Raw genomic sequence first — 23,735 nt, forward strand, 5'->3', positions numbered from 1 at the left:
CCTGGATGCGTCTGTACCGTCGCGAGCTCTGACGGGAAGGCAATCAAATTGGCAGATCGAGCGATATTTCAGGACTTCGTGATCGCGAGGTCCGACCGGCTGTTACGCACCGGCTATCTGCTCACCCACGACTGGGAGATCGCCGAGGACCTGCTGCAGGAGTCGCTGGCGAAGGCCTGGTTCGCCTGGCCCCGCGTGGACGAGCCCGAGTCCTACGTCCGCCGGGTGATGGTGACCACGTACACCTCCTGGTGGCGCCGCAAGTGGCGTCGTGAGCTGCCGAGCGGCAACCTGCCCGACACCCCCTGCACCGACGCGTTGCCCGACGACGAGCTCTGGCACGCGGTGGGCAGGCTGCCCGCCAGGCAGCGGGCCGTGATCGTGCTGCGCTTCTACGAGGACCTGCCGGTGGCGGAGGTGGCCCGGCTGCTGGGCTGCGGCACCGGCACGGTCAAGAGCCAGACGGCCAAGGCGCTGGCCAAGCTGCGGGTGGACGAGACGATCGTGAAGGAGATGCAGCGGTGACCGTACAAGATCTGCGGGACGTCCTGCGGGAGCGGGCCGAGGGCCCTTCGCCGGCGAACCCGGCGCGCCACGAGCAGGTCGGCGCGCACATCAGAAGGACCCGCCGGCGCAGGCGGGTGGCCGGGGGCGCGGCGGCGGCGGTGGCGGTGCTGCTCGGCGTCTGGCTGGTGCCCGGCGCCGCCGACCAGCCGCAGAAGGCGACCGTCGCCTCTTCCGTCGCGAAGCTGCCCGAGCGCTTCACCGCCCCGGACGGCACCGAGTACCGGCGCATCGCGGCGACCGCCGTCAAGGCGGCCGGCGGCAGGAAGGCCGTCATCACCGTCCCCCTGTCCGGTAAGCCACTGGATGTGGCGGGCGTCTGCGAAGGGGTGGACAACCGCCCGCCGCGGGTGTCGACCGGCGCGCGAACCTGGCCGCCGATGGGCTTCAGAGGGTGCTCGAAGGTCATGCAGCTCCTGCCGCTGCCCGTGCCCGAGAACGCCGAGGAGGCGACGGTCACCTTCGACACGGCGACAAGCGGTTCGGCCTGCGTACAGGCCGGAGCAGGCGGGCCCTGTGAGCCGGTGAAGGCGAAGCGCGGCGACTGGTCCCTGGCCGTGTACGAATGGACGCCACCCGCCGAGCCGGTCGAGCCGGCCCCGCTCAAGGACCTCCCCCGGCGGCTGGACGGCTGGAAGCTGGCGGACTCGAAGACCGGCCTCTGGCCGCAGGACACCACGGCGCGCTTCGAGATCGTGGGCACCGGACGCAAGCTCGCCTTCGACCAGGTCTGCGGCGGTGACCTGGCCGGGCGGGTGCTCGTGCGCACCTCCACGGGCCTGACCGGCTCACCTCAGAGCAGCACCTGCCCTGAATGGAAGAGCGGCCCGTTCCCGATGGCGATGACGGAGTTCCCCGCCGTGCCCAAGGGCAAGCGCATGGTCATCACCGTCAGGATCAGCGTGATCGGCGAGACCACCAACCGGCCCATCCGCTGGTCCTTCGGCCTCTACAGCAAGTAGGAACATTTCCGGCTAGCCCGTGTTGCACAGATACGTGACCAGCCTTTCGATCCTTGACCGCTCCCTCGTCCGGCAGGGGCACTCCCCGGCGGCGGCGCTGCGGGCGACCGTGCGGTTCGCGCGGCAGGCCGAGGAGCTCGGCTACCGCCGGTTCTGGGTCGCCGAGCACCACAGCGTGCCGGGCGTGGCGGGCTCGGCCCCCACCGTGCTGGCCGCCGCCGTCGCGGCCGCCACCGAGCGCATCCGGGTCGGCACCGGCGGCGTGATGCTGCCCAACCACCGCCCGCTGGTGGTCGCCGAGCAGTTCGGCGTCCTGGAGTCGCTGTACCCCGGCCGCGTCGACATGGGCCTGGGCCGCTCGGTGGGCTTCACCGGCGGCATCCGCAGGGCGCTCGGCCACGACAAGGACGCCGCCGACCGCTTCGGCGGCCAACTGGCGGAGCTGCTCGGCTTCTTCACCGGCGGCCGGGACGGCGTGCACGCCGTCCCGGCCGAGGGCCTGCGTCCCGAGGTGTTCGTGCTGGCCATGGGGGCGGGCGCGGACGTGGCCGCCGAGCACGGCCTGCCGCTGGTGATCGGCGGGGCCGGCGACCGGCTCCGGGAGGCGATCGGCCGCTACCGGACCGCCTTCCGGCCTTCGGCGTGGGCGGCGGCGCCGTACGTGATGGTGGCGGCGAACATCGCGGTCGGCGAGACGGCGGAGCGCGCGGCGCTGCTGCAGGTGCCGGAGGCCTGGTCGACGGCGCACTCGCGGACCCGCGGCGTCTTTCCCCCGCTGCGGCCGGCCCGGGAGATCCTGCGGATGGAGATGACCGGGCGGGAGCGGGCGCTGTTCGAGGAGTCGCGCAAGGGGCAGATCCACGGCACCGAGCAGGAGGTCGGCATGCGACTGGCCGACCTGGTGGAGATGACGGGGGCCGACGAGGTGCTGGTGACGATGAACACCTACGACCTGGACGAGAGACTCGACTCCTACCGCCGCCTGGCCCGACTGGCCTGACGCCGGGTCGCCGGCCAGGAAAGCCAGAGGCGTTCTGAGGCGCCGTCAGGCGGGCCACTCGTCCAGCGCGAACGGCACCCGCTCCCGCACGTGGGCGATGGCGGCGGCCGGATAGCCGACGATGTCATCCGGCAGCGCGTCCAGCCGCCACCAGGCCACCTCGGAGCATTTGTTCGGCTCGGCGTTGTACGGCTCGCCGTCCCACCGGGTGGCGACGAAGAACAGGCCGACCCGGTCCGGGGCCCGGTGCATCACGTGCGCGAAGGCGAGATCCCCTGGCTCGATGACGACGCCGACCTCCTCCTGGACCTCCCGCACCGCCGCCCGCACCACCGACTCCCCCGCCTCCAGATGCCCCGACGGCAGGTGCCACAGCCCGTCGGCATAGCCGGTGCCCGCGCGCCTGCCCAACAGCAGCTCCGTGCCGCGGACCAGCAGTACGTGCACGTCGACGATCGCCCGGAACCGCTGGGCGGGCGCCTCCGGCACGGCCTGCACGTCGGACACCTGTGGCGCGCCCGACCGGGCGAGCGTCTCGGGTAGCGCCGGCTGGGCGGGCGTCTCGGGCATGGCCTGGCGCCGGTCGAGTGCCTGTGTCCACTTGACCGCCACGGCCGCCACCTGCACCAGCTCCGCCCGCAGCCGGTCGGGGTCGGTCTCGGCGAGCGCCTCCAGCACCTCCTCCATCAGGATGTGCCGCCACGTCAGCGTCCCCGCGCCGGCCGCCGCGTCGGTCTCCCGCCTGGCGGTGCCGGCCTCGGCGGCCGCCGCCCCGCCACCGGTGCCGTCGGGCAGCTCCTGCACCCCGTGCGTCTCGTCCTGCCTGGCCCGCTCGGCCGCCACCTCGGCGAGCACCCCGGCCAGCGAGCCGGGCATCCCCGCGTCACCGTCATGTGTCATGGTCCCCCAGTGTGGCCCACGTGAAGGCACGGGCGAGAGGGTAGGCCAGTGGGTATGCCGGAGGGACACCTGATCCACCGCCACGCCCGTGAGCAGCACCGAGCGTTCGCCGGGCGGCGGGTGCGCGCCGCGAGCCCGCAGGGCAGGTTCGACGCGCGGCCGTACGGCGGGCGGCTCGTCGAGGGCGTGGAGGCCGTCGGCAAGCATCTGCTCTACCACTTCGACGGCGGCCCGGCGATCCACGTGCACCTGGGCATGCGGGGGCTGTTCCTGCGCTACGACGATCCGGCGACGCAGCCCCGGCGCGGCACCCGGCTGCGGCTGGCCACGGACGAGGTGGCGTTCGATCTCATCGCGCCCTCCCGCTGCGAGACGATGGGCGGCGAGCAGGTGGCCGCGCTGCGGGCGTCCCTGGGGCCGGACCCGCTGCGCGGAGACGCCGATCGCGGGGTGGCGGTGCGGCGGCTGGCCGCTTTCACCGGGCCGGTGGGGGCCGCGGTGCTGGATCAGGGCGTCTGGGCGGGGATCGGCAACGCGTGGCGGGCGGAGTTGCTGTTCCTGGCGGGGCTCGACCCGGACGCGCGGGACGTCGGGGCGGAGGCCGCGGGACGGCTGTGGGACGTGGCGGTGCGCCATCTCGCCCTGGGGCGGGACGCGGGACAGGTGGTCAGCGATCCGGCGGCGCCGGACGAGCGGTGGGTGTACAAGCGGGAGACGTGCCGCCGCTGCGGGACCGCCGTGCGGACGTGGACGCTGGCCGCCAGGACGGCCTACGCGTGCCCTCTCGATCAACCCGCTGAGCTGGGAAGACTCGCGCGGTGACCGGTGTTGGACCAGTGTGCGGAACACTCGAGGAGACCACCTTCTGGACATCCGGCGGATCTATCTGGAGCCCGCCGCGGCCGAGCTGGCCCGTGGCCGGGAAATCCTGGAGCGTTATCCGGCCGCCGAGCGGGTGGAGGTGGACAGCCACCAGCGGATCCCCGAGCTGTACGGCGACGAGGCGAACGTCGCCCGCTGGGTGCGCATCAAGACGGAGGCGCTGGTGCTCGGGGTCAAGAAGTCGCTGACCGCGCGCCCCAACGGCCGCTCCAGCGACTTCATCGCGCCCTCCACCGCCAACGGCTGCGCGATGGCCTGCGCCTACTGCTATGTCCCGCGCCGTAAGGGCTACAGCAATCCGATCACCGTGTTCGCCAACATCGAGCAGATCATCGGCTATCTGGGCCGGCACGCGGGCCGCCAGGGCGTCAAGCCGGAGCCGAACCAGGTCGACCCGCACGCCTGGGTCTACGACATCGGCGAGAACTCCGACTGCTCGGTGGACGCCACCATCTCCGCCAACGTGCGCGACCTCGTCGAGCTGTTCCGCGGCCTGCCGAACGCCAAGGCCAGCTTCGCCACCAAGTACGTCAACCGGGACCTGCTCGACTGGGATCCGCGGGGCCGCACCAGGATCCGCTTCAGCCTGATGCCCGCCGCCGACGCCAAGCTGCTCGACATCCGCACCTCCCCGATCGAGGACCGGATCGCCGCGATCAACGACTTCGTGGCCGCCGGGTACGAGGTGCACGTCAATTTCAGCCCCGTCGTGGTGCGGGACGGCTGGCTGGCGGACTGGGCCCTCCTGCTGGACACGCTCGGCGACGCCCTGTCGCCGGCCGCCCGTGCGCAGCTCGCCGCCGAGGTCATCTTCCTGACCCACAACGACCGGCTGCACGAGGTGAACCTCGGCTGGCACCCCAAGGCCGAGGAGGTGCTCTGGCGGCCCGACCTGCAGCAGCCTAAGCGCTCGCAGACGGGCGGCTGGAACGTGCGCTACCGCACCGGCCACAAGGGCCGCTACGTCACCGCCCTGACCGACCTGATCGCCGACCGCCTGCCCTGCTGCCGGGTCCGCTACGCGTTCTGACACGAGGTACGGTCTTCCTCGTGGTGATCCAGTCCTCCCCCGTCGTCATCGCGCACCGGGGGGCCAGCGCGCACCGGCCCGAGCACACACTGCTGTCTTATGAGGCGGCCATCGCCATGGGCGCCGACTACATCGAGCCTGACCTCGTCTCCACCAGGGACCACGTGCTGGTGGCCAGGCACGAGAACGAGATCTCCGGCACCACCGACGTGGCCGACCGGCCCGAGTTCGCCGACCGGCACGCCACCAGGACGATCGACGGCCGGGCCGTCACCGGCTGGTTCACCGAGGACTTCACCCTCGCCGAGCTGCGGACGCTGCGGGCCAGGGAGCGGGTGCCCGGCCTGCGGCCCGGCAACACGGCCTTCGACGGGCTGGCCCGGATCCCCACGTTCGAGGAGGTCGTCCGGCTCGCTCGGGAGCACGGGGTGGGCGTCTACCCCGAGACCAAGCACCCGACGCACTTCGCCGGGCTCGGCCTGCCCCTGGAGGAGCCGCTGCTCGACGTGCTCGACCGGTACGGCGTGCGGAAGGCGTACATCCAGTCCTTCGAGACGGCGAACCTGCGTGAGCTCAGCGGCCGGACGGACCTGCCGCTGATCCAGCTCGTCGCGGCCGGGGGCGCGCCGTACGACTGGGTCGTGGCGGGCGACGGCCGCGGCTACGACGACCTCGTCACACCGGAGGGGTTGCGTGAGGTGGCCGAGTACGCGCGCGGGATCGGCGTGGACACCCGGCGGGTGCTGCCCACCGGCCCGGACGGCAGGCTGGGTGCGGCGACCACGCTGGTGGCGGACGCGCACCGCGAGCGGCTGGACGTGCACGTCTGGACCGTGCGCAACGAGAACGCGCAGCTTCCCGTCGACTTCCGGCTCGGCGACCCCGGCAGCCCGCACTACGACCGTGCCACGGGTGACGTGATGGGGTGGCTGTCGAGGCTGCTGGAGCTCGGCGTCGACGGCGCCTTCTGCGACGATCCCGCCATGGGCCGGGCCGTGGTGAGCCGGTGGACAAGGTGAGGCCCTTTCACCCGGGGCCGTGGCGACACCGTGATGCGCTTTCACTCGGGGCCGTGGCGACACCGTGATGCGCTTTCACTCGGGGCCGTGGCGACACCGTGATGCGCTTTCACTCGGGCCACAGTGACATCGGAGCGCCCTTTTGCACAGACAGCCCCGCCCGCCCTTTCTAAGCTGGGTCCATGACTGCTGACCAGCATGGACTGTCCTTGAGCGGGGCGGGCCGGAGTGCCGCCCGCCACTACGACCGGGCGATCGACCACCTGTTGCACTTCCGGATGGAGGTCGTGCACGAGGCCGGCGCGGCGCTGGCCGAGGCGCCGGACTTCCCGATGGGCAACGTGCTGAGCGCCTATCTCGGACTGCTCTCCACCGAGGCCGACCAGGCGCGCCAGGCCAGGCAGAGCTTCGCCGCCTTCCGTACCAGGATCGACCACGCCGGCCTGCCGCCCCGCGAGCGGGCGCATGTGGAAGCGGTGCAGGCGCTGCTCGACGGTGACTTCCACGCCTGTGGCGCGCTGCTCGCCCGGATCACCGAGCAGCACCCGCGTGACGCCCTCGCGCTGGCCGCCGGGCACCAGATCGACTTCTTCGTCGGTGACGCGCGCTCGCTGCGCGACCGGATCGGCGGCGCGCTCAGCGCCTGGCACGAGGATGACCGGCACTATGGGCACGTGCTCGGCATGTACGCGTTCGGGCTGGAGGAGGCCGGGCACTACGACCGCTCGGAGGAGGTCGGGCTGCGGGCCGTCGAGCTGAACCCCCGCGACGTGTGGGGCATCCACGCGGTCGTGCACACCTACGAGATGCAGGGCAGGTTCGGCGAGGGCATCCGCTACCTGGACGCCCGGGTCGACGACTGGTCCACCGGCACGTTCTTCAACGTGCACACCTGGTGGCACTACGCCCTGTACGCGATGGAGGCCGGTGACCACGGGCGGGCCCTGGCGATCTACGACGCGGTGCTGGCCGCCGGCCGGTCGTCGATGGAACTGCTGGACGCCGCCGCCCTGCTGTGGCGCTTCTACCTGGAGGGCGACCTCCGGCACGAGCGGTGGTCGGTGCTCGCCGACGCCTGGCCGGCCAGGACGCACGAGCCGTGCTACGCCTTCAACGACGTGCACGCCGTGATGTCGTACGTGGGCGCGGACCGCATCGGCGACGCCGACAAGCTCATCGCCGGCCGTGAGGCGTACCTCGGTCAGCCGCTTCCCGGCGTCAGCAACCACGGCATGACCGCCCGCGTCGGCCTGCCGGTGTGCAAGGCGCTGGTGGCGTTCGGCCGGGGCGACCACCACCAGGTGGTGGACCTGCTCTACCCGATCAGGCACCGCGTCAACGAGTTCGGCGGCAGCCACGCTCAGCGTGACGCCGTGCAGAAGACCCTGCTGCAGTCGGCGCTCAGGGGCGGCCGGCACGATCTGGCGCGGGTCCTGATCAGCGAACGGATCAACGTACGGCCCGGCAGCCCGTTCAACTGGCTCAAGCGCGGAGCGCTGGCCGAGGCCATCGGCGACAGCGCCGCGGCCACGGCCGCCCGGCTCCGGGCGGGCGAGCTCATGCACCAGGCCCGAACCGGAAATGTCTCCGCAAGCGAGTAGTGTTTCCCATCATGGATCGGCAACTCACCCTGATGGCCGTACACGCCCACCCCGATGACGAGTGCCTCAGCACCGGCGGAGTTCTGGCCCGCTACACCGACGAGGGGATCCGCACCGTGCTGGTCACCTGCACCAACGGTGAGCAGGGCGACGGACCGGGCGGCGTCAAACCCGGCGACCCGGGCCACGACGACGCCAAGGTCGCCGAGCTCCGGCTCAGTGAGCTGCGCCAGTCGGTGCAGCACCTCGGCATCGACCACCTTGAGCTGTTGGGCTACCGCGACTCCGGCATGGAGGGCTGGGACGCGAACAAGCACCCCGACGCGTTCTCCAACGTCCCCGTCGACACCGCCGCCGGCCGGCTGGCGGAGCTGATGGAGCGCTACCGGCCGGACGTCGTGGTCACCTACGACGAGACCGGCGGCAGCGGCTACAACCACCCCGACCACGTCCAGGCGCACCGCATCACGGTCGCGGCCGTCGAGGCCACCGGCATCCCGGCCAAGTTCTACTACACCGCGATCCCCAGGTCGGCGTTCAAGCGGATGTTCGAGCAGATGCGCGCGAGCGGCATGGAGTTCGACTTCGAGCCCGGCGACGACTTCGGCACCCCTGACGAGCTGGTGACCACCGTCGTCGACGTGCGGTCCTTCGTCGATCGCAAGATCAAGGCCCTGCGGTCACATGCGAGCCAGGGCGACAGCATCCCCCCGCTCATGATGTCGCAGGAGGCGCAGCAGGAGGTGTTCTCCCACGAGGCCTTCATCCGCGTCCAGAGCCGCATCAAGACACCGCACCACGAGCTGGACCTGTTCGAAGGGCTGCGCCCCTAGGGCGGTCGCCCGCTCTGCCCGGGTCGAGCAGCGTCCGGGTGAGCGGGCCGCGCCCCCAGGGGCGGTCGCGCTCTGCCGCGTGCAGAGCGCGGTCAGCGCGCTGGGAGGCTCAACCCCGTGGGGGCTGCTCCCCCGAGCCTCTGACGATCAGGCGGGTGGGCACCAGCGTGCCGCGCGCCCGCGACCGGTCGCCGTCCAGGCGTAACAGGACCCGTTCGGCCGCCGCCACGCCGATCGCCTCCGGGTCCTGGGCGACGACCGTCAGCGGCGGGTCCAGCACCTCCGCCAGGGGCAGGTCGTCGAAGCCGACCAGCGCCACCTCCTTGCGCCCCGACTTGGCCAGCGCCACCACGGCGCCCATCGCGGCGAGGTTGTTGCCCGCGAACAGGGCCGTCGGGGGTGCGGGGAGGGCGAGCAGGCGCAGGGTGGCCTGGGCGGCGGCGTCGGCGTCGTGGCCGGTGTCGACGAGGGTGCGGTCGAAGGGCAGGCCCGCCGCCTCCAGCGCGTCCCGGTAGCCCTGGAAGCGTTCGCGTCGGGTGTAGAGGGCGGCCGGGACGTCGCCGACGAAGCCGATCCTGCGGTGGCCGTACGAGATGAGGTGGGCGACGCCGGAGCGGGCGCCCGCGCGGTTGGCGCTGACCACGCTGTCGGCCGTGAGGCCGACGGCGGGGCGGTCGAGGAAGACGATGGGGAGGCCGGCGACGCGTTCGGAGCGCAGGTGGCGGTGGTCGCTGGCGGCCGAGGGGACGATCATGAGGGCGCTGACGCGGCGCGCCAGGAAGGCGGCGATGAGGGACTGCTCCAGCTCGGGGGTCTCGCTGCTGGAGCCGACGATGAGGGTGAGGCCGCGGGCGCGGACGGCGCTTTCGATGCCGCCCGCGACGGTCCCGAAGAACGGGTTGCCCATCTCCGGGATGACCAGGCCGATCGCCGCGTCCCTGGCGCCGACGCGCATGTTGCGGGCCATGAGGTTGGGCTGGTAGCCGAGCTTGCGCACGGCCGCCATGACGCGTTCGCGGGTCTCCACGGCGACCGGGCCGTCGTCGTTGAGCACCCGCGAGACCGTCTTGGCCGTCACCCCGACCTCGCGGGCGACGTCTGTCATGGTGGGGCGCCGCATTTCGACCATGCTAGTGGCTCACGACAGGCCGGCGTCCTTGGCCGCCGGCACCGATTCGTCCTGCTTCACCTGCAGGGCGCCGGTCATGATGGCGACCACCTCGGCCATGTCGTGGTCGGCGGGGTTGAGCTGGGCGACCCGGCGGCCGAGCCGCTGGACGTGGATGCGGTCGGCCAGCTCGAACACGTGCGGCATGTTGTGGCTGATCAGCACCACCGGCAGGCCACGGTCGCGGACCCGCTTGATCATGTCGAGGACCTGGCCGGACTCCTTGACGCCGAGCGCGGCCGTGGGCTCGTCCATGACGATGACGTGCGAGGCAAAGGCGACGGCCCTGGCCACGGCGACGCCCTGCCGCTGGCCGCCGGACAGCGTCTCGACCGCCTGGGTGAGCGAGCGCAACCCGATCTTGAGGTCCGCCATGTGCCTGGCGGACTCCTCGCGCATGCGTTTCTTGTCGAGCAGGCGGAAGATCGTGCCGAGCGGGCCGGGCTTGCGCAACTCCCGGCCGAGGAACATGTTGGTGGCGATGTCCAGCGAAGCGGCCACCGCCAGGTCCTGGTAGACGGTCTCGATGCCGTGCTTGCGGGCGTCGAGCGGGTTGCGGAAGCGGACCGGGCGGCCGTCGAGCAGGATCTCGCCCTCGTCCGGCTGCACGGCCCCGGTCAGCGCCTTGATCAGGCTGGTCTTGCCGGCGCCGTTGTCGCCGATGACGGCGAGGACCTCGCCGGGCATCAGGTCGAAGTCGGCGCCGTCCAGCGCGGTCACGTGGCCGTAGCGCTTGACCAGGCCACGTGCCCGCAGGACGGGGGTCGTCGTCATCGGGTCCTCCTGCGGGAGAGCTGGTCCACGGTCACGGCGAGGATCACCAGGATGCCGGTGATGAGCGTCTGATAGATCGACGGTACGCCCATGAGCTGAAGGCCGTTGCGGAAGACCCCGACGATGAGCGCGCCGACCAGCGTGCCGATGACCAGGCCACGCCCGCCGAACAGGCTCGTGCCGCCGAGCACGACCGCGGTGATGCTGTCCAGATTGTCGGTCTGCCCGGCCTGCGGGTCGCCGACCCCGGTCCTGGACACCAGCAGCAACGCGGCGATGCCGTACACGAGCCCGGCGATCGTGTAGACGCTGATCGTCAGCCGCTGGGTGCGGATGCCGCTCAGCCGCGCCACGTCGGGGCTGTTGCCGAGCGCGTACACGTGGCGGCCCCACGCCGTCTGCCCGAGCAGGTAGGCGAACAGCAGGAACAGCAGGATCGCCACGAGCGAGCCGTAGGTGACGTTGGTGCCGCCGAGCCGGAAGGTCTCGCCCAGGTACGTCAGCGCGGCGGGCAGCTCGGTGACCGTCTGGTCCTGGGAGTAGATGTGGGTGAGCGCGAAGACCACGTTCAGCATGCCGAGCGTGACGATGAACGGCGGCAGCGAGATCCGCGTCACCAGCAGGCCGTTGGCCAGCCCGAACACGGCGCAGGCGGCCAGCCCGGCGGCGATGGCGAGCAGCGGCGGCAGCACGCCGTCCACGGCCAGCTTGGTCATCACGATCCCGCCGAAGGCCATGATGGCGCCGTTGGACAGGTCGATGCCGGCCGTCAGGATGATCAGGGTCTGGCCGATGGCGAGCGTGCCGACGACCATCACCTGCTGGATGATGAGGGAGAAGTTACCGCCGCTGAGGAACTGCTCGGTGTTGAGCGAGAAGAACACGCAGGCCGCCAGGAGGGCGGCCAGCGGTCCGACGATCGGCGTGGACAGCAGGCGGCGCGGCAACGTCGCTTCGATGACCGGCACGTCAGCCCCAGCAGTTCGCCAGGCCGAACGCGGTGTCCTCGGCCTCGACACCGGTGGCGTCCTTGTCGGTGATGAGGGTGACGCCGGTGTCGGTGTAGCCGGAGGACTTCGTGCCGCCCTTGGCGAAGGCGGAGACGGCCTTGACGCCGCTCTCGGCCATCTTCAGGGGATACTGCTGCGAGGTCGCGGCGATCTGGCCGCTCTGCACCGCCTTGACGCCGGTGCAGCCGCCGTCGACGGAGACGACGAGCACGTCCTTCTCGCGGCCCTTGGCCTTGAGCGCGGTGTGCGCGCCGAGGGCGGCGGGCTCGTTGATGGTGTAGACGACGTTGATGTCGGGCGCCTTCTGCAGGCAGTTCTCCATCGCGGTCTGGCCCTTGGACTGGTCGCCCTGGGTGTCCTGGGAGCAGACGATGGACGGGTCGCCCTCGCTGATGCCGAAGCCCTTGAGGAAGCCGTCGTGCCTGAGCTGGCCGACGGTGACGCCGGGGGCCAGGTCGAGGGTGGCGATCTTGGCCGGCTTGCCCGCCATCGCGGCTTTGGCGTACTGGCCGATGAGCTCGCCGGCTTTGAGGTTGTCGGTGGCGAACAACGCGTCGGTGGCGTCCTGCGGGTCGGTCGGGGTGTCGAGCGCGATCACCAGGACGCCGGCGTCCCTGGCCTTCTTGATGGCGGGGACGATGGCCTTGGTGTCGCTCGGGGTGATGAGGATGCCCTTCACGCCCGCCGCGACCATGTTCTCGATGGCGGTGATCTGGGAGGCGTTGTCGCCGTCGAACTTGCCGGCGGCGCTCATCAGCTCCATGCCCTCCGCCTGGGCCGCCTTCTGCGCGCCTTCCTTCATCTTGACGAAGAACGGGTTCGTCTCGGTCTTGGTGATCAGTCCGACCTTGGCGGCGGCGGTCTCGGTGGAGGTGTCCTGGCCGTTGCCGCCACACCCCGTTACCAGGAGCGCGGCGGCCAGCAGACCGGCTGAGAGCCTTGAGATCATGGTGGCTTCCTATCAGGGGGGATCCAATGTCATCGTTGACATATGTCAACGTTGACATTCGCTGTGTTGCGATGATGGACTCCGAGCCGGGAAACGTCAATGCCCTGGTGACGTAACGAATCGGAAACACGCTGGAAGGCAGGCTGATGATCGCGGTCTTGGGTGAGTGCGTGGCGGACGCCTTCGCGGAGCGCCCCCCGGCCGTGCGCGGGGAGCGCTCGCCGGTGGAGCTGGCGTTGCGGGTGTTGCCGGGTGGGGGGCCGGCGAACACGGCGGTGGCGCTGGCGCGGCTCGGCACCGCGACGCGTTTCCTCGGCCGCCTGTCCGGCGACGTGTTCGGCTCGCTCTTCCGGGAACACCTGACCGCCTCGAAGGTGGACCTGAGCGGCTGCGTGGACGCCGCCGAGCCGAGCACCCTCGCGGTCGCCTCCCTGGACGCCGGCGGGCAGGCCACCTACGGCTTCCACGCCGACGGGACCGCCGACTGGCAGTGGACCCCCGCCGAGCTCGCCGCGCTCGACCTCACCGGCGTGTCCTGCCTGCACACGGGCTCGCTGGCGCTGGTACGGGAGCCGGGGCGGGCCGCGGTGGAGGCCTTTGCGGCCGCGGCCCGCGAGCGCGCCACGATCTCGATCGACCCGAACGTACGCCCCAGCCTGGCCCCCCGTGAGGCCTACGCGCTCACCCGGTGGTGCGGCCTGGCCGACATCCTCAAGCTGAGCGACGACGACCTGCGCGTGCTGCGGCCCGGCGAGCCGGTGGAGCGGGTCTGCGACACCTGGCACGCGGCCGGGGCGCGACTGATCGTGGTCACCAGGGGGGCGGCCGGGGCGCTGGTCTCGCTGGACGGCGACCGGCTGGAGGTGGCCGCGCCCCGGGTCGCCGTGGTGGACACGGTGGGCGCGGGTGACGCGTTCACCGCCGGCTTCCTGCACCGGCTCGGCGGGCTGGGCCTGCTCGGCGGGCGGCTCGACGGCCTGGACCTGGAGACGGCCGGGCGGGCGGCGGAGTTCGCCGCCCAGGTCGCGGCCCTCACCTGCACCGTGGCCGGAGCCAATCCACCCTGGAGCCACCAGCTCCAACCGGAGCGGTAGAAGCACGGCCGAGCCCGCGTCCCTACTCCGGGGCCCCAGGATCCGCGTCGTGCTCGGACGCCGTGCCCATGATGCTCGCCGCTCCGACGGCGAGCCGGCGCTGTTCTTCTTCGACGATCTGGCGGGCCAGGTCCCGTTCCGACACGTCGACCGCGTCGGGCGTCGACTCGGCCAGGTGGCTGCGCCTGGCGTAGGTGTCGAACAGCGCGGTCTTGGCCCGCAGGATGCGCAGCATCCGCTCGTCCACGCTGTCCGGCGACAGCAGCCGGTGCACCTGCACGCGCCGGACCTGCCCCATGCGGTGGGCGCGGGCCACGGCCTGGCTCTCGGTGGTCGGCTTGACCTGGGGCTCACAGATGATCACCACGGAGGCCGCCTGGAGGTTGAGCCCGATCCCGCCCGCCTGGATCTGGGCCAGCAGCACCGCGTGCCCGGGCGCCGCCGTGAACGCGTCCACCACCTGCTGGCGCCGCTCAGGTGGCACACTGCCGGAGATCGGGCCGAACACCTGAGAGCCGAGCGCTTGAGGGCCGGATACCTGAGGGCCGGATACCTGAGGGCGGAGGGCTTGCTCGACGACGGTCAGCACGGCGCGGAAGTAGGAGAAGACGACCACCTTGAGTCCGTTGTCGGCGGCTTCCTCGACGAGTTCGCGCAGGCGTTCCAGCTTGGCGGACTTCTCCGGCACCGCGTAGGCCGCCCGCCGCATGTCCATGAACCGGCCCGCCGCCACCGCCGTGCGGTAGGCGTCCTCGTCGGCGGCGCTGAAGGTCTCCCATTCGTCCACGCGCACCAGATCGGGCAGCTCGGTGAGCACGTCCTCCTGGTTACGCCGCAGGTAGACGGGGGCCACCGCGCGCCGGAACGCCTGGGCGCCCGCGGCGGCGTCGCTGCCCCTGATCTCGGCGAGCCGGCTGGGCTGGAGGTAGCCGACGAGGGTGCGGAACTCCTCGACGTGGTTCTCCATCGGCGTGCCGGTCATGAACAGCACCCGTTCGGCGCGGTCGCACCAGCCGGCGACGGCCCGGGACCGCTGGGTCTCGCCGTTCTTGACGTAGTGCGCCTCATCCACGACGAACATGCCGAGCGGCGGCGCGCCGTCCAGCCCGCCCAGCCCGTCGTAGGTGATCACCGCGACGCCGCCGCGCTCGGCCCACTCCGCCCGCGCCACGGCGCGCTCCGCGCCGTGCAGCCGGTAGGCCCGCAGGGTGCTGCGCGCCTCCACCTCGCGTACCCAGTTGACCAGCACGCTGGCCGGGCAGACGACCAGGAAGTGGGTGGCGCCGGTCGCCGCGAGGTGGGCCAGCGCGGCGATGGCCTGGATGGTCTTGCCCAGCCCCATCTCGTCACCGAGGATCACCCGCCGCTGGGCGAGCGCGAACCGGGCGCCGAAGGCCTGGTAGCCGCGCAGCGACACGCGGCGGCAGGTGTCGTCGAGCGCCTGTGCCCGGACGCGGTCGGCGAGCTCGTCGGGCAGGAACCCCTCGGCGGCGACACGGTCGTGCGGCTCCACGGCCGCGAGCTCGGCCAGCAGGTTGTAGTACTCGGCGGCGCGCAGCTCGAAGTCGATCCAGGCGGCGACCTCGTCGGCGGCGGGCCGCAGCAGGTCGGTGGTGGCCTGCGCGATGAGCAACCGCATCCCGGCCTCGCCGCCCGCCGAGGCCACCACGGCGTCGGCGGTCCCCGCGGACATCTCGCCCCCTACGGACATCCCGCCCCGACCGCCCCCGGCACCGGCACCGTCGTCGAGGAGGGTGGCGAGTTCGGTGGCGGCCGTTGCCGCCTCGTCGCGGCGTTGGCGGCCGGACAGGAGGCCGCGCCACCAGCTGCCCGCCGGACGGGCCCGCGGGATCAGCCCGCCGAGCCGCTCTTCGAGCGTCGCGGCCGTGCGCCGGGCGCGCGTCAGCTCGGGGCCGGCGTCCACCAGCCGGTGCAGGGCGATGAGCAGCGCGGTGGTGTCCGGGTCGTCCTGCCGCTCGACGTCGAGGTGAACGGTGGCGACCTCCTGCGCGGCGCCGGCGATCTGCCGGGCCGCCGCGTGCGCCTGCCGCTGGGTGTGCGGGCCGACCCCGGGCAGGCGCTGCAGCTCGTACGGCGTCGCGTTCAGCACGTCGAGCACCGTGGCGTAGCCCGCCTTCTCCAGCGTCCCGAGCCGCAGCCGCCCCCCGGTGACGTCCTTGAGCCTGGACAGCGGGATGCCGGCGAGCTCGGCCCTGGCCTGCCGCTCCCGGATCACGTTCAGGGCGGTGTGCACGGCGTCCAGCGCGGCGTCGTGCTCACGTCGCAGCGCCTGCGCGTCGCCGAGCAGCCGCCCGGCCCGTTCGAGCAGCTCGCGTGCCTGCTTGCCGCGCGGCGCGGCCTCGTCCGTGGCCACGGGATCAGAGCAGGGCGTCGCGGGTGTCCATGAGGGCGAAACCGAGCAGGTTCAGTCCACGCCAGCCGGCCGCGGAGGCGGCGGCGGGATCGTCCGCCGCCAGGCCGATGCCCCAGATCCGGTCGACCGGGCTGGCCTCGACCAGGACGCACGCGGCGGTGCCGAGCAGCCACTCCTTCAGCTCGGGGTGCTGCCCGAACTTGGCGAGGTTGCCGCGTACCACGATCTCGTAGCGATGCGCGGCCCACGTGTCCTCGTCGAAGTGCCGCACCTGGCGGCCGAGCTTCTTGACGGCGTGCGGATGGGCCGTCGCGACGATCTCGGCCGCGGTCGCCTCGTCGCCGAACAGCAGGGCCTTGTGCGCCATCATGTAGTGCTCGGCGGAGTGGTAGACGCGGCCGTCCTCGGTGAAGTCGACCGGCCACCACTGGCTGAGGCACCCACGGCCCGGCCCGCCGTCGCGGGCCGGGCGGTGCCCCCAGAAGTGCAGGTAGCGCGGCGGCCGGCCGGCCTGCTCCGCGGCCACCGCCTCGGGAACGGTCCGGGGAAGCTTGTCGGGCATGGGCTCACTGTCCCACAGGACGGCGGTTTGCGGTCGGGACGTCCGGGCAGCCGAGCCCCGGAGGTGGTCTGATGGCCGAGTACGAGGCGACCAGGGGCATGCCGGCCGGGAGCGACGTGGTGTTCGGCGTCGCGTCCGACGTCGCGCAGATCAACCGGTGGCTGCCGCACGGGCTGTGGGTGCGCGACAGCGGCCCGAACACGCTGGAGGCGGGCGGCGACGTGGTGCCCGGCGAGGGCAGGCACGAGGGCCTGTACGACGTCTCGGCCGACCAGCTCCGGGTGGAGTGGGGCGGCCGTGACCACCCCGGCTACGCCGGCTGGCTGCAGGTGTCGGACTCCCAGAGCGGCACGAGCGAGGTGACGGTGCACATCTCCCTGCTCGACGAGCCCGTGGAGAAGACCTCGCGCAGCCGGGCGGACGAGGTGCAGGGGATGCTGGAGGACTCGCTGCGCCGCCTGTCGGACGAGGTCGGCGCGCGGCGGCCCGGCTGAGGCTCAGTCCGGCTCGCGCAACCGGAAGTAGTTGCCGTGGTGGTCGTCCTTGCTGCCCTCGTGGTAGACGAAGCTGAGGCCGCGCTGGTCGAACAGGGCGAACCAGTCGTCCCAGGAGATCTCCTTGAGGTCCTCCCCGCCGCAGCCGGGGAAGTCGAACCTGAGCACGCAGAGCCGGGCGTCGCACTCGGTCCCCGGCACGGTGGCGGGCAGCGCGCCACGCTCCTCCGCCCACCGGCGGATGATCTCGTGGTCGGTGGTGGTGAGGCTGCGCACGGTCGGCTGGGACATGGACCACTCCTTCGGAGTCGTCCCGTCCTTACCCCCATACGCCCTTGATGATGCCCTGGTGAGGGATCGGTGAGGTTCGGGTCAATCCGCACCGCGCCTGCGTAGCGGCGCGGGTGCCGGCTGGCAGGTTGGGAGCACGCGCCAGTCCGCCCCGGGGAGACCATGGAGTCGCTGCTCATCCTGCACGCGGCGGCCGCCATCTGCGCGCCCTGGCTCACCAGGCGCCTGGGCCGCGACGCCTTGCTCATGCTCGCGCTGGTGCCCGCCGCCGGGTTCGCCTACACGGTGTGGGCGGTGGTGGCGGGCCTGCCCCGGCAGTCGGCGCACGCCTGGGCGCCCGCGCTCGGCATGTCGCTGTCCTTCCGCGCGGACGAGCTCGCGGTGGTGATGATGGCGCTGGTCACCGGGGTCGGCGCGCTCGTCCTGGTCTACAGCTCGCGCTATCTGGACCGGGACGACCTCGGGCTGGGCCGTTTCGGCGGCGTCATGCTGGCGTTCGCGGGCGCGATGCTCGGCCTGGTGACGGCCGACGACCTGCTCCTGCTGTACGTGTTCTGGGAGCTGACCACGGTCGCCTCCTACCTGCTGATCGGCTATGACCCGCAGAGCCGGGCGAGCAGGCGGGGCGGCCTGCAGGCGCTGATCGTCACCACGCTCGGCGGGCTGGCCATGCTGGCCGGGTTCGTCGCCCTCGGCGAGGCGGCGGGGACGTACCGGATCTCCGAGATCGTCGCCCGGCCGCCCGCGGGCGGGCTCGTCGTGCCGCTGGCGCTGGTGCTGGCCGGGGCGCTGGCCAAGTCGGCGATCTTCCCGTTCAGCTCGTGGCTGCCGGCCGCGATGGCGGCGCCGACGCCCGTCTCGGCCTACCTGCACGCGGCGGCGATGGTGAAGGCGGGGGTGTACCTGCTGGCCAGGCTCGGGCCCGCGTTCGGCGATCTGACGGCGTGGCGGGCGCCGGCCGTGCTGCTCGGCGCGGTGACGATGGCGCTGGGCGGCTGGCGGGCGCTGCGCGAGACGGACCTCAAGCGGCTGCTGGCCTATGGCACGGTCAGCCAGCTCGGCTTCCTGACCATCCTGTTCGGGGCGGGCACCGAAGCCGCGGCCCTGGCCGGGGTGGCCATGCTGCCGGCGCACGCGCTGTTCAAGGCGGCGCTGTTCCTGGTGGTCGGCATCGTGGACCACGCGGCGGGCGGGCGGGATCTGCGCTCGCTCAGCGCCGTGGGCCGGGCGATGCCGTGGGTGTGCGCGGTGGCGGTGCTGGCCGGGGCCTCGATGGCGGGCGTGCCGCCGCTGGTGGGGTTCGTCGCCAAGGAGGCCGCCCTGGAGTCGCTGCTGACCGGGGATCCGGCCGGCCTGTTCGCGCTGGCGGCGGTGGTGCTGGGATCGGCGTTGACGGTCGCGTACACGCTGCGTTTCCTGTGGGGGGCGTTCGCCGCCAAGCCGGGCCTGGACCCCACGCCGGCGCACCGCGTCGAGGCGGCCCTGTTCGTTCCTCCGGCGCTGCTGTCGGTGCTCGGGCTGGTGCTGGCGCCGCTGGCCGGCCGGTACGGCGCGGCCATGGCGGGGTACACCGGCGGCTTCCGCGATCCAGGGCACGCCACCCATCTGGCGCTGTGGAGCGGCGCGCCGGTGCCGTTGCTGCTGTCGCTGCTGATCTTCGTGGCGGGCGGGCTGCTGTTCCTGGCCCGGGAGCCGGTGGCCAAGCTCGGCTCGGCGCTGTACGTGACCGACACCGGGGTGCTGTTCTGGACCGGCCTGCGGCGGCTGGACCTGCTGTCGTTGCAGGTCACCGGCATCACCCAGCGCGGCTCGGTGCCGGACTATGTGCTGATCACGCTCGCCTCCATGGCCGCCGTCGGCGTCTTCTCCGTCCTGTACGACCCGCTGGCGGCCCTGACGGCGCCCGTCGTCGCCTGGGAGCGGCCGGAGCAGCCGGTGCTCGTGGTGCTGATGGCGGTCGGGGCGGTGCTGGTGCTGCGGGCGCGGGCGTACGTGGTGCTGGCCGTCTTCGTCGGCCTCACCGGGTACGGCACCGCGCTGCTGTACCTCACCCACGGCTCCCCCGACCTGGCGCTGACCCAGTTCCTCGCCGAGACGCTGAGCCTGGTGGTGTTCGTGCTGGTGCTGCGCCGGCTGCCGATGCGGCCGGTGTCGGGCAGGCTGCCGTTCTCGTTCCGGCTGGCGGCCGGGGTGGTGGTCGCGGTGGTGTCGGTGGGGGCGGGCATGCTGGCGATGAACGCGCGAGTGGCGGCGCCCGTCGGCGCGCTCATGGCCGGCGCGGCGGGCAGCGGGAACATCGTCAGCGCGCTGCTGCTGGACATCCGGGCCTGGGACACCTTGGGCGAGGGCACGGTGCTCGTGGTGCTCACGCTGGGTGTCACCAGCCTGGTCTTCCTGCGGCGCAGGACGTACGCGATCGAGCGGGACGACGAGGAGGAGGAGCCGGCGCGCACGCCGTGGCTGGCCTCGGTGCGGCCCCGGGAGGAGCGGACGCTGGCCTTCGAGGTCGCCGCCCGGCTCACCTTCCACACGGTGCTGGTGCTGTCGGTGTTCCTGCTGTTCGTCGGGCACAGCGGCGTGGGCGGCGGGTTCGCGGGCGGCATCGTGGCGGGCCTGGCCATCACCGTCCGGTATCTGGCGGGTGGCCGCTACGAGTTGGCCAGGGCGGTGCCGGTGCACGCGGGGGTGCTGCTCGGCGCCGGGCTGACGCTGACCACGGGCACGGGCCTGTTCGGGCTGCTGTTCGGCGGCCAGGCGCTGCGCATGCCGACCGCCGACCTGACGCTCCCGCTGGTCGGGACCCTGCACCTGAGCATGAGTCTGCTGTTCGACCTCGGGGTGTACGTGTCGGTGGTGGGGATGGTGCAGGACGTGCTGCGCGCTCTGGGTGCGGAGCTGGACCGGCAGGTGGAGGAGTGGTGACGATCGCGCTGGCGCCGCTGGCCGCCGCCGGGACGCTGATCGCCACCGGGGTGACGCTGCTGCTGGAGCGGAGCCTGGTCCGCGTCCTGGCGGGCGTCATCGTGCTGGGCAACGGGATCAACCTGCTGATCGTGACGGCGGGCGGCGCCGCGGGCCGCCCGCCGCTGCTCGGCCGGTTCGCCCCTGAGACGATGGCCGATCCGCTGCCGCAGGCCATGGTGCTCACCGCGATCGTCATCACGCTGGGCGTCTCGGCGTTCGTGCTGGCCATGGTGCACCGGCTGTGGCAGCTCACCGGCAGCGACGAGGTCCAGGACGACACCGAGGACCGCCGGGTGCGGCTGCGCGCCCGGCGCGGCGAGCTGATCGACGCGGTGCGGGCCAGGCGGGAGGAGTACCGGCGGCTGGTGGCCGAGCAGCGGGCCGAGTTGGCCGGGCTGGCCGCCGAGAGCGCCGAGCACGCCGAGCGCGCCCAGGGCGTTCAGGACGCGCAGGAGAAGGCGCAGCGGCGCAGACTGCGCATCCGCCAGCGGGAGGCGCGTAAGCAGATGCGGCACGCCATCCGGGCCGAGCGGGAGCGTCAGGCGCTGGCCCTCGACGCCGAGGTGGAGGGCGACGACTAGTGGAGAGCCTGATATCCGTACCGGTGCTGCTGCCGCTGCTGGCGGCGGGGGTGAAGCTGGCGATCGGCGGCCGGCTGCGCCGCCTGCAGGCGCTCATCAGCTTCACGACGCTGGTCGTCACCGTCGTGGTGTCGTTCGCGCTGCTGGTCGAGGTCGACGCGCACGGGCCGATGGTCACCTACCTGGGCGGCTGGGCGGCCCCGGTCGGCATCAGCCTGGTGGTCGACCGGCTGTCGGCGCTGATGCTCGTCGTGTCCTCGTCCGTGACGCTCTGCGTCATGGCGTACTCGGTGGTCAACGCCTACGCCGACCAGGAGCACGACGCGCCGATGGCGATCTTCCACCCGGCGTTCCTGATCATGATCGCCGGGGTGGCGGACGCTTTCCTGTCGGGGGACCTGTTCAACCTGTTCGTGGCGTTCGAGATGCTGCTGAGCGGTTCGTACGTGCTGCTCACCTTCGGCGGCACCCTGTCCAGGATCCGGGCGGGAGCCACCTACACGGTGATGGCGCTGGCCTCGTCGATGCTGTTCCTGTTCACCCTGGCCATCGTCTACTCCGCCACGGGCACCCTGTCGATCGCGCAGCTCGCCGAACGGTTCGCCCTGCTGGACACGCACGTCAGGCTCCTGATCGAGCTGACGCTGCTGCTGACCTTCGCGATCAAGGCGGCGATCTTCCCGCTGTCGGCGTGGCTGCCGGACTCCTACCCGACGGCGCCCGCCCCGGCCACCGCGGTCTTCGCCGGCCTGCTGACCAAGGTCGGCGTCTACTCCATCATCCGGCTGGAGGCGCTGCTGTTCCCCGGCGGGCCGGTCGCGACGCTGCTCATGTGGGCGGCGCTGGCCACGATGCTGGTCGGGGCGCTCGGCGCGGTCGCGCAGACCGACATCAAGCGGATGCTCTCCTTCACCCTGGTCAGCCACATCGGCTTCATGGTCTTCGGGGTCGCGCTGTCCACCACGCAGGGCCTGGCCGGCGCGATCTTCTACGTGGTGCACCACATCACCGTGCAGACGGGCCTGTTCCTGGTGACCGGCCTGATCGAGCGGCGCACCGGCACCACGTCGGTGAACCTGCTCGGCGGGCTGATGCAGGCCACGCCGCTGATCGCGGTGCTGTTCTTCGTGCCGGCCATGAACCTGTCCGGCATCCCGCCCATGTCGGGCTTCCTGGGCAAGCTGATGCTCGTCCAGGCCGGCCTCGCCGAGGGCAGCCCGCTCGCGCTCACCCTGGTCGCGGCCGGCCTGCTCACCAGCCTGCTCACCCTGTACGCCGTCGCGAAGGTCTGGAACAAGGCCTTCTGGCGGGCGCCCCAGGTGAGTCCGGTGGGCACCGTGGTGGAGAGCGACGAGGCCACCGGCGCCGACCCGACCGTCACCACGCTGGCGATGCCCGGTCCCCTGCTCGGCGCCACGGCGGCGCTGGTCGCGCTCGGCCTGACGTACACGGTGCTGGCCGGGCCACTGTCCGCGCTGGCGGAGCGGGCCGCGACGGAGCTCATGGCCCGCCGGCCGTACATCTCGGCCGTGCTGGGGGGTGGCGGGTGAAGGGATTCGTGCCGAGGCCGTTCGGCCGGCCGGTGCCGCTGGAGCTGGTCGTCTGGCTGGCGCTGATCTGGGTGATGCTGTGGGGCGAGGTGTCGGTGGGCACCGTGCTGGGCGGGCTGCTGACCGGGGCGATCACCACGTGGCTGCTGCCGCTGCCCGCGCTCGATCCCGGCATCAGGATCCGGCCGCTCAAGGCGGCGTCCTTCCTGCTGTGGTTCACCGCCGACCTGGTGAACTCCACCGCGCGGGTGGTGCTCTGGGTGCTGCGCACCGGCTCGCCTCCCTCGGGGATCGTCCAGGTACGGCTGCGTACGTCGTCGGAGTCCATGATGATGATGATCATGGTGGCGGTCTCCACCGTGCCCGGCAGCCTCGTCCTGGAGGCGCACCCGGACCGCCGGGAGCTGGTGCTGCACGTCCTCGGCCGCACCGGGGACCTGACCTCGCTCGCCCAGCGGGACGTGAGCGGGCTGGAGTCGCGCATCGTGTCGGCCTTCGGCACCCGCGCCGATCGGGAGGAGCTGCGATGACGGCGGTCTACCTGGTGACGCTCGGGCTGCTGGCCTGCGGCGCGCTCGCCACCCTCTACCGGGCGGGGCGCGGCCCCACGATGCTGGACCGGGCGGTCGCGCTGGACGTGCTGACGTCGCTGTCCATGTGCGCCGTGGGCGCGTTCGCGGTGGTCAGCGACGACTACTCGGACCTGCCGATCCTGCTGGTGCTGTCGCTGCTCGGGTTCGCCGGGTCGGTGGCGGTCGCCCGCTACTTCTCCGGCGGCGCCCGGTGAACGTGCTGGACGTGCTGGATGTGGCCGCCGCCGGCTGCCTGCTCGCGGGCGCCGGGCTCGCCCTGTCCGCCGGAGTGGGGCTGATCCGCTTCCGCACCCTGCTGGACCGGATGCACGTGGCGACCAAGCCGCAGGTGCTCAGCGTGCTGCTGGTCCTGCTGGCGATGTGGCTGCACCGCCCCACCTGGGCCACCGCCGGGCCCCTGCTCATCGCGGGCGTCGCCCAGATCATCACCGTCTCGGTGGCCGCCTACGTGGTGGCCCGCGCCGACTACCGTCGCGACGAGCCGGAGTGACACGCTCAGCCCGCCGGGTCGGCGCCCCCTGAGCCGGAGTGACGCGCTCA

The 23,735-nt window shown here is 72.4% G+C and carries 24 protein-coding genes; 16 read left to right on the top strand and 8 right to left on the bottom strand.

Translation table 11 applies throughout. From position 1 onward, the window contains the following. Positions 1-48: 48 nt before the first annotated feature. Genes IEY87_RS15500 through IEY87_RS15510 form a run of 3 tightly spaced genes read left to right on the top strand, consistent with a single transcriptional unit; the run spans position 49 to position 2,526 of the window. Positions 49-525, top strand: coding sequence for a SigE family RNA polymerase sigma factor (locus tag IEY87_RS15500; protein WP_189139317.1), 477 nt, complete (start codon positions 49-51; stop codon positions 523-525). Beyond that, positions 522-1,526: a hypothetical protein gene (locus IEY87_RS15505; RefSeq protein ID WP_189139318.1), complete on the top strand. Its 1,005-nt coding sequence runs from the start codon at positions 522-524 to the stop codon at positions 1,524-1,526. Before IEY87_RS15500 ends, IEY87_RS15505 begins: the two co-directional genes overlap by 4 nt. A gap of 34 nt (positions 1,527-1,560) precedes the next feature. After that, a complete protein-coding gene (locus tag IEY87_RS15510) occupies positions 1,561-2,526 on the top strand; it encodes an LLM class flavin-dependent oxidoreductase (protein ID WP_189139319.1) in 966 nt (321 codons plus the stop codon). Between the two features lie 45 nt (positions 2,527-2,571). On the opposite strand, the gene IEY87_RS45745 is transcribed toward IEY87_RS15510, so the two are convergent. Continuing rightward, positions 2,572-3,426 (bottom strand): NUDIX hydrolase, encoded by an 855-nt coding sequence (locus tag IEY87_RS45745; RefSeq protein WP_225277300.1) that lies wholly within the window; start codon positions 3,424-3,426, stop codon positions 2,572-2,574. 54 nt (positions 3,427-3,480) lie between these two features. Here IEY87_RS45745 and IEY87_RS15520 point away from each other — a divergent pair, with 54 nt between their 5' ends. The 5 genes from IEY87_RS15520 to IEY87_RS15540 all read left to right on the top strand — a co-directional run bounded on the left by IEY87_RS15520 (position 3,481) and on the right by IEY87_RS15540 (position 8,791). Beyond that, complete coding sequence (locus tag IEY87_RS15520; RefSeq protein WP_189139320.1) at positions 3,481-4,248, top strand: DNA-formamidopyrimidine glycosylase family protein; 768 nt, start codon at positions 3,481-3,483, stop codon at positions 4,246-4,248. Positions 4,249-4,264: 16 nt separating this feature from the next. Then, entirely contained in the window at positions 4,265-5,338 is a 1,074-nt protein-coding gene (locus IEY87_RS15525) for a spore photoproduct lyase family protein (RefSeq protein ID WP_189139321.1), read from the top strand. Between the two features lie 20 nt (positions 5,339-5,358). Then, on the top strand, positions 5,359-6,357 hold the full coding sequence (locus IEY87_RS15530) for a glycerophosphodiester phosphodiesterase family protein (protein ID WP_225277299.1): 999 nt from the start codon (positions 5,359-5,361) through the stop codon (positions 6,355-6,357). A gap of 182 nt (positions 6,358-6,539) precedes the next feature. Continuing rightward, the gene (locus tag IEY87_RS15535) at positions 6,540-7,958 is read left to right on the top strand and encodes a tetratricopeptide repeat protein (protein ID WP_189139322.1); all 1,419 of its coding nucleotides are present in this window, start codon (positions 6,540-6,542) and stop codon (positions 7,956-7,958) included. Between the two features lie 11 nt (positions 7,959-7,969). After that, positions 7,970-8,791, top strand: a complete 822-nt coding sequence (locus IEY87_RS15540; protein WP_189139323.1) for a PIG-L family deacetylase — start codon at positions 7,970-7,972, stop codon at positions 8,789-8,791. Between the two features lie 109 nt (positions 8,792-8,900). Here the strand turns inward: IEY87_RS15540 and IEY87_RS15545 are convergent, their stop codons facing one another. From IEY87_RS15545 to IEY87_RS15560, 4 genes are read right to left on the bottom strand one after another with little or no spacing between them, the layout of a single operon-like run. Further along, positions 8,901-9,911, bottom strand: coding sequence for a LacI family DNA-binding transcriptional regulator (locus tag IEY87_RS15545; RefSeq protein WP_225277298.1), 1,011 nt, complete (start codon positions 9,909-9,911; stop codon positions 8,901-8,903). Between the two features lie 18 nt (positions 9,912-9,929). Beyond that, on the bottom strand, positions 9,930-10,733 hold the full coding sequence (locus IEY87_RS15550) for an ATP-binding cassette domain-containing protein (RefSeq protein ID WP_189139325.1): 804 nt from the start codon (positions 10,731-10,733) through the stop codon (positions 9,930-9,932). Next, complete coding sequence (locus IEY87_RS15555) at positions 10,730-11,701, bottom strand: ABC transporter permease (protein WP_189139326.1); 972 nt, start codon at positions 11,699-11,701, stop codon at positions 10,730-10,732. Before IEY87_RS15555 ends, IEY87_RS15550 begins: the two co-directional genes overlap by 4 nt. Position 11,702: 1 nt before the next feature. Then, positions 11,703-12,692 (bottom strand): sugar ABC transporter substrate-binding protein, encoded by a 990-nt coding sequence (locus IEY87_RS15560; protein ID WP_189139327.1) that lies wholly within the window; start codon positions 12,690-12,692, stop codon positions 11,703-11,705. 146 nt (positions 12,693-12,838) lie between these two features. On the opposite strand from IEY87_RS15560, the gene IEY87_RS15565 reads away from it, so the two are divergent. Further along, on the top strand, positions 12,839-13,786 hold the full coding sequence (locus IEY87_RS15565) for a carbohydrate kinase family protein (RefSeq protein WP_189139328.1): 948 nt from the start codon (positions 12,839-12,841) through the stop codon (positions 13,784-13,786). A 22-nt stretch (positions 13,787-13,808) separates the two neighbouring features. Here the strand turns inward: IEY87_RS15565 and IEY87_RS15570 are convergent, their stop codons facing one another. Then, a complete protein-coding gene (locus IEY87_RS15570) occupies positions 13,809-16,160 on the bottom strand; it encodes a DEAD/DEAH box helicase (RefSeq protein WP_225277297.1) in 2,352 nt (783 codons plus the stop codon). A 4-nt stretch (positions 16,161-16,164) separates the two neighbouring features. Next, positions 16,165-16,722, bottom strand: a complete 558-nt coding sequence (gene ybiA / locus IEY87_RS15575) for a riboflavin biosynthesis intermediates N-glycosidase (RefSeq protein WP_189139329.1) — start codon at positions 16,720-16,722, stop codon at positions 16,165-16,167. A 71-nt stretch (positions 16,723-16,793) separates the two neighbouring features. Here ybiA and IEY87_RS15580 point away from each other — a divergent pair, with 71 nt between their 5' ends. Continuing rightward, the gene (locus IEY87_RS15580) at positions 16,794-17,216 is read left to right on the top strand and encodes a hypothetical protein (RefSeq protein ID WP_189139330.1); all 423 of its coding nucleotides are present in this window, start codon (positions 16,794-16,796) and stop codon (positions 17,214-17,216) included. Between the two features lie 3 nt (positions 17,217-17,219). Here IEY87_RS15580 and IEY87_RS15585 read toward each other — a convergent pair whose 3' ends face one another. Then, on the bottom strand, positions 17,220-17,507 hold the full coding sequence (locus IEY87_RS15585; RefSeq protein WP_189139331.1) for a hypothetical protein: 288 nt from the start codon (positions 17,505-17,507) through the stop codon (positions 17,220-17,222). Positions 17,508-17,669: 162 nt separating this feature from the next. On the opposite strand from IEY87_RS15585, the gene IEY87_RS15590 reads away from it, so the two are divergent. From IEY87_RS15590 to IEY87_RS15615, 6 genes are read left to right on the top strand one after another with little or no spacing between them, the layout of a single operon-like run. Further along, a complete protein-coding gene (locus tag IEY87_RS15590) occupies positions 17,670-20,429 on the top strand; it encodes a Na+/H+ antiporter subunit A (protein ID WP_189139332.1) in 2,760 nt (919 codons plus the stop codon). After that, the gene (locus IEY87_RS15595) at positions 20,426-21,052 is read left to right on the top strand and encodes a Na(+)/H(+) antiporter subunit C (protein ID WP_189139333.1); all 627 of its coding nucleotides are present in this window, start codon (positions 20,426-20,428) and stop codon (positions 21,050-21,052) included. Before IEY87_RS15590 ends, IEY87_RS15595 begins: the two co-directional genes overlap by 4 nt. Further along, on the top strand, positions 21,052-22,602 hold the full coding sequence (locus tag IEY87_RS15600) for a Na+/H+ antiporter subunit D (protein ID WP_189139334.1): 1,551 nt from the start codon (positions 21,052-21,054) through the stop codon (positions 22,600-22,602). Before IEY87_RS15595 ends, IEY87_RS15600 begins: the two co-directional genes overlap by 1 nt. A gap of 8 nt (positions 22,603-22,610) precedes the next feature. Next, positions 22,611-23,132: a Na+/H+ antiporter subunit E gene (locus IEY87_RS15605; RefSeq protein WP_225277296.1), complete on the top strand. Its 522-nt coding sequence runs from the start codon at positions 22,611-22,613 to the stop codon at positions 23,130-23,132. Beyond that, positions 23,129-23,389 (top strand): MrpF/PhaF family protein, encoded by a 261-nt coding sequence (locus IEY87_RS15610; protein WP_189139335.1) that lies wholly within the window; start codon positions 23,129-23,131, stop codon positions 23,387-23,389. Before IEY87_RS15605 ends, IEY87_RS15610 begins: the two co-directional genes overlap by 4 nt. Continuing rightward, complete coding sequence (locus IEY87_RS15615; RefSeq protein WP_225277295.1) at positions 23,386-23,685, top strand: cation:proton antiporter; 300 nt, start codon at positions 23,386-23,388, stop codon at positions 23,683-23,685. The genes IEY87_RS15610 and IEY87_RS15615 overlap by 4 nt, the downstream gene beginning before the upstream one ends. Positions 23,686-23,735: the final 50 nt, after the last annotated feature.

This window comes from Nonomuraea glycinis, from assembly GCF_014646515.1.
GTDB classification, from domain to species: Bacteria; Actinomycetota; Actinomycetes; order Streptosporangiales; family Streptosporangiaceae; genus Nonomuraea; species Nonomuraea glycinis.

Coding starts and splice junctions, on each gene's coding strand:
- IEY87_RS15535 (WP_189139322.1), top strand. CDS start 6,540: ATGACTGCTGACCAGCATGGACTGTCCTTGAGCGGGGCGGGCCGGAGT.
- IEY87_RS15585 (WP_189139331.1), bottom strand. CDS start 17,507: ATGTCCCAGCCGACCGTGCGCAGCCTCACCACCACCGACCACGAGATC.
- IEY87_RS15565 (WP_189139328.1), top strand. CDS start 12,839: ATGATCGCGGTCTTGGGTGAGTGCGTGGCGGACGCCTTCGCGGAGCGC.
- IEY87_RS15520 (WP_189139320.1), top strand. CDS start 3,481: ATGCCGGAGGGACACCTGATCCACCGCCACGCCCGTGAGCAGCACCGA.
- IEY87_RS15590 (WP_189139332.1), top strand. CDS start 17,670: ATGGAGTCGCTGCTCATCCTGCACGCGGCGGCCGCCATCTGCGCGCCC.
- IEY87_RS15545 (WP_225277298.1), bottom strand. CDS start 9,911: ATGCGGCGCCCCACCATGACAGACGTCGCCCGCGAGGTCGGGGTGACG.
- ybiA (WP_189139329.1), bottom strand. CDS start 16,722: ATGCCCGACAAGCTTCCCCGGACCGTTCCCGAGGCGGTGGCCGCGGAG.
- IEY87_RS15540 (WP_189139323.1), top strand. CDS start 7,970: ATGGATCGGCAACTCACCCTGATGGCCGTACACGCCCACCCCGATGAC.
- IEY87_RS15550 (WP_189139325.1), bottom strand. CDS start 10,733: ATGACGACGACCCCCGTCCTGCGGGCACGTGGCCTGGTCAAGCGCTAC.
- IEY87_RS15580 (WP_189139330.1), top strand. CDS start 16,794: ATGGCCGAGTACGAGGCGACCAGGGGCATGCCGGCCGGGAGCGACGTG.
- IEY87_RS45745 (WP_225277300.1), bottom strand. CDS start 3,426: ATGACACATGACGGTGACGCGGGGATGCCCGGCTCGCTGGCCGGGGTG.
- IEY87_RS15610 (WP_189139335.1), top strand. CDS start 23,129: ATGACGGCGGTCTACCTGGTGACGCTCGGGCTGCTGGCCTGCGGCGCG.
- IEY87_RS15560 (WP_189139327.1), bottom strand. CDS start 12,692: ATGATCTCAAGGCTCTCAGCCGGTCTGCTGGCCGCCGCGCTCCTGGTA.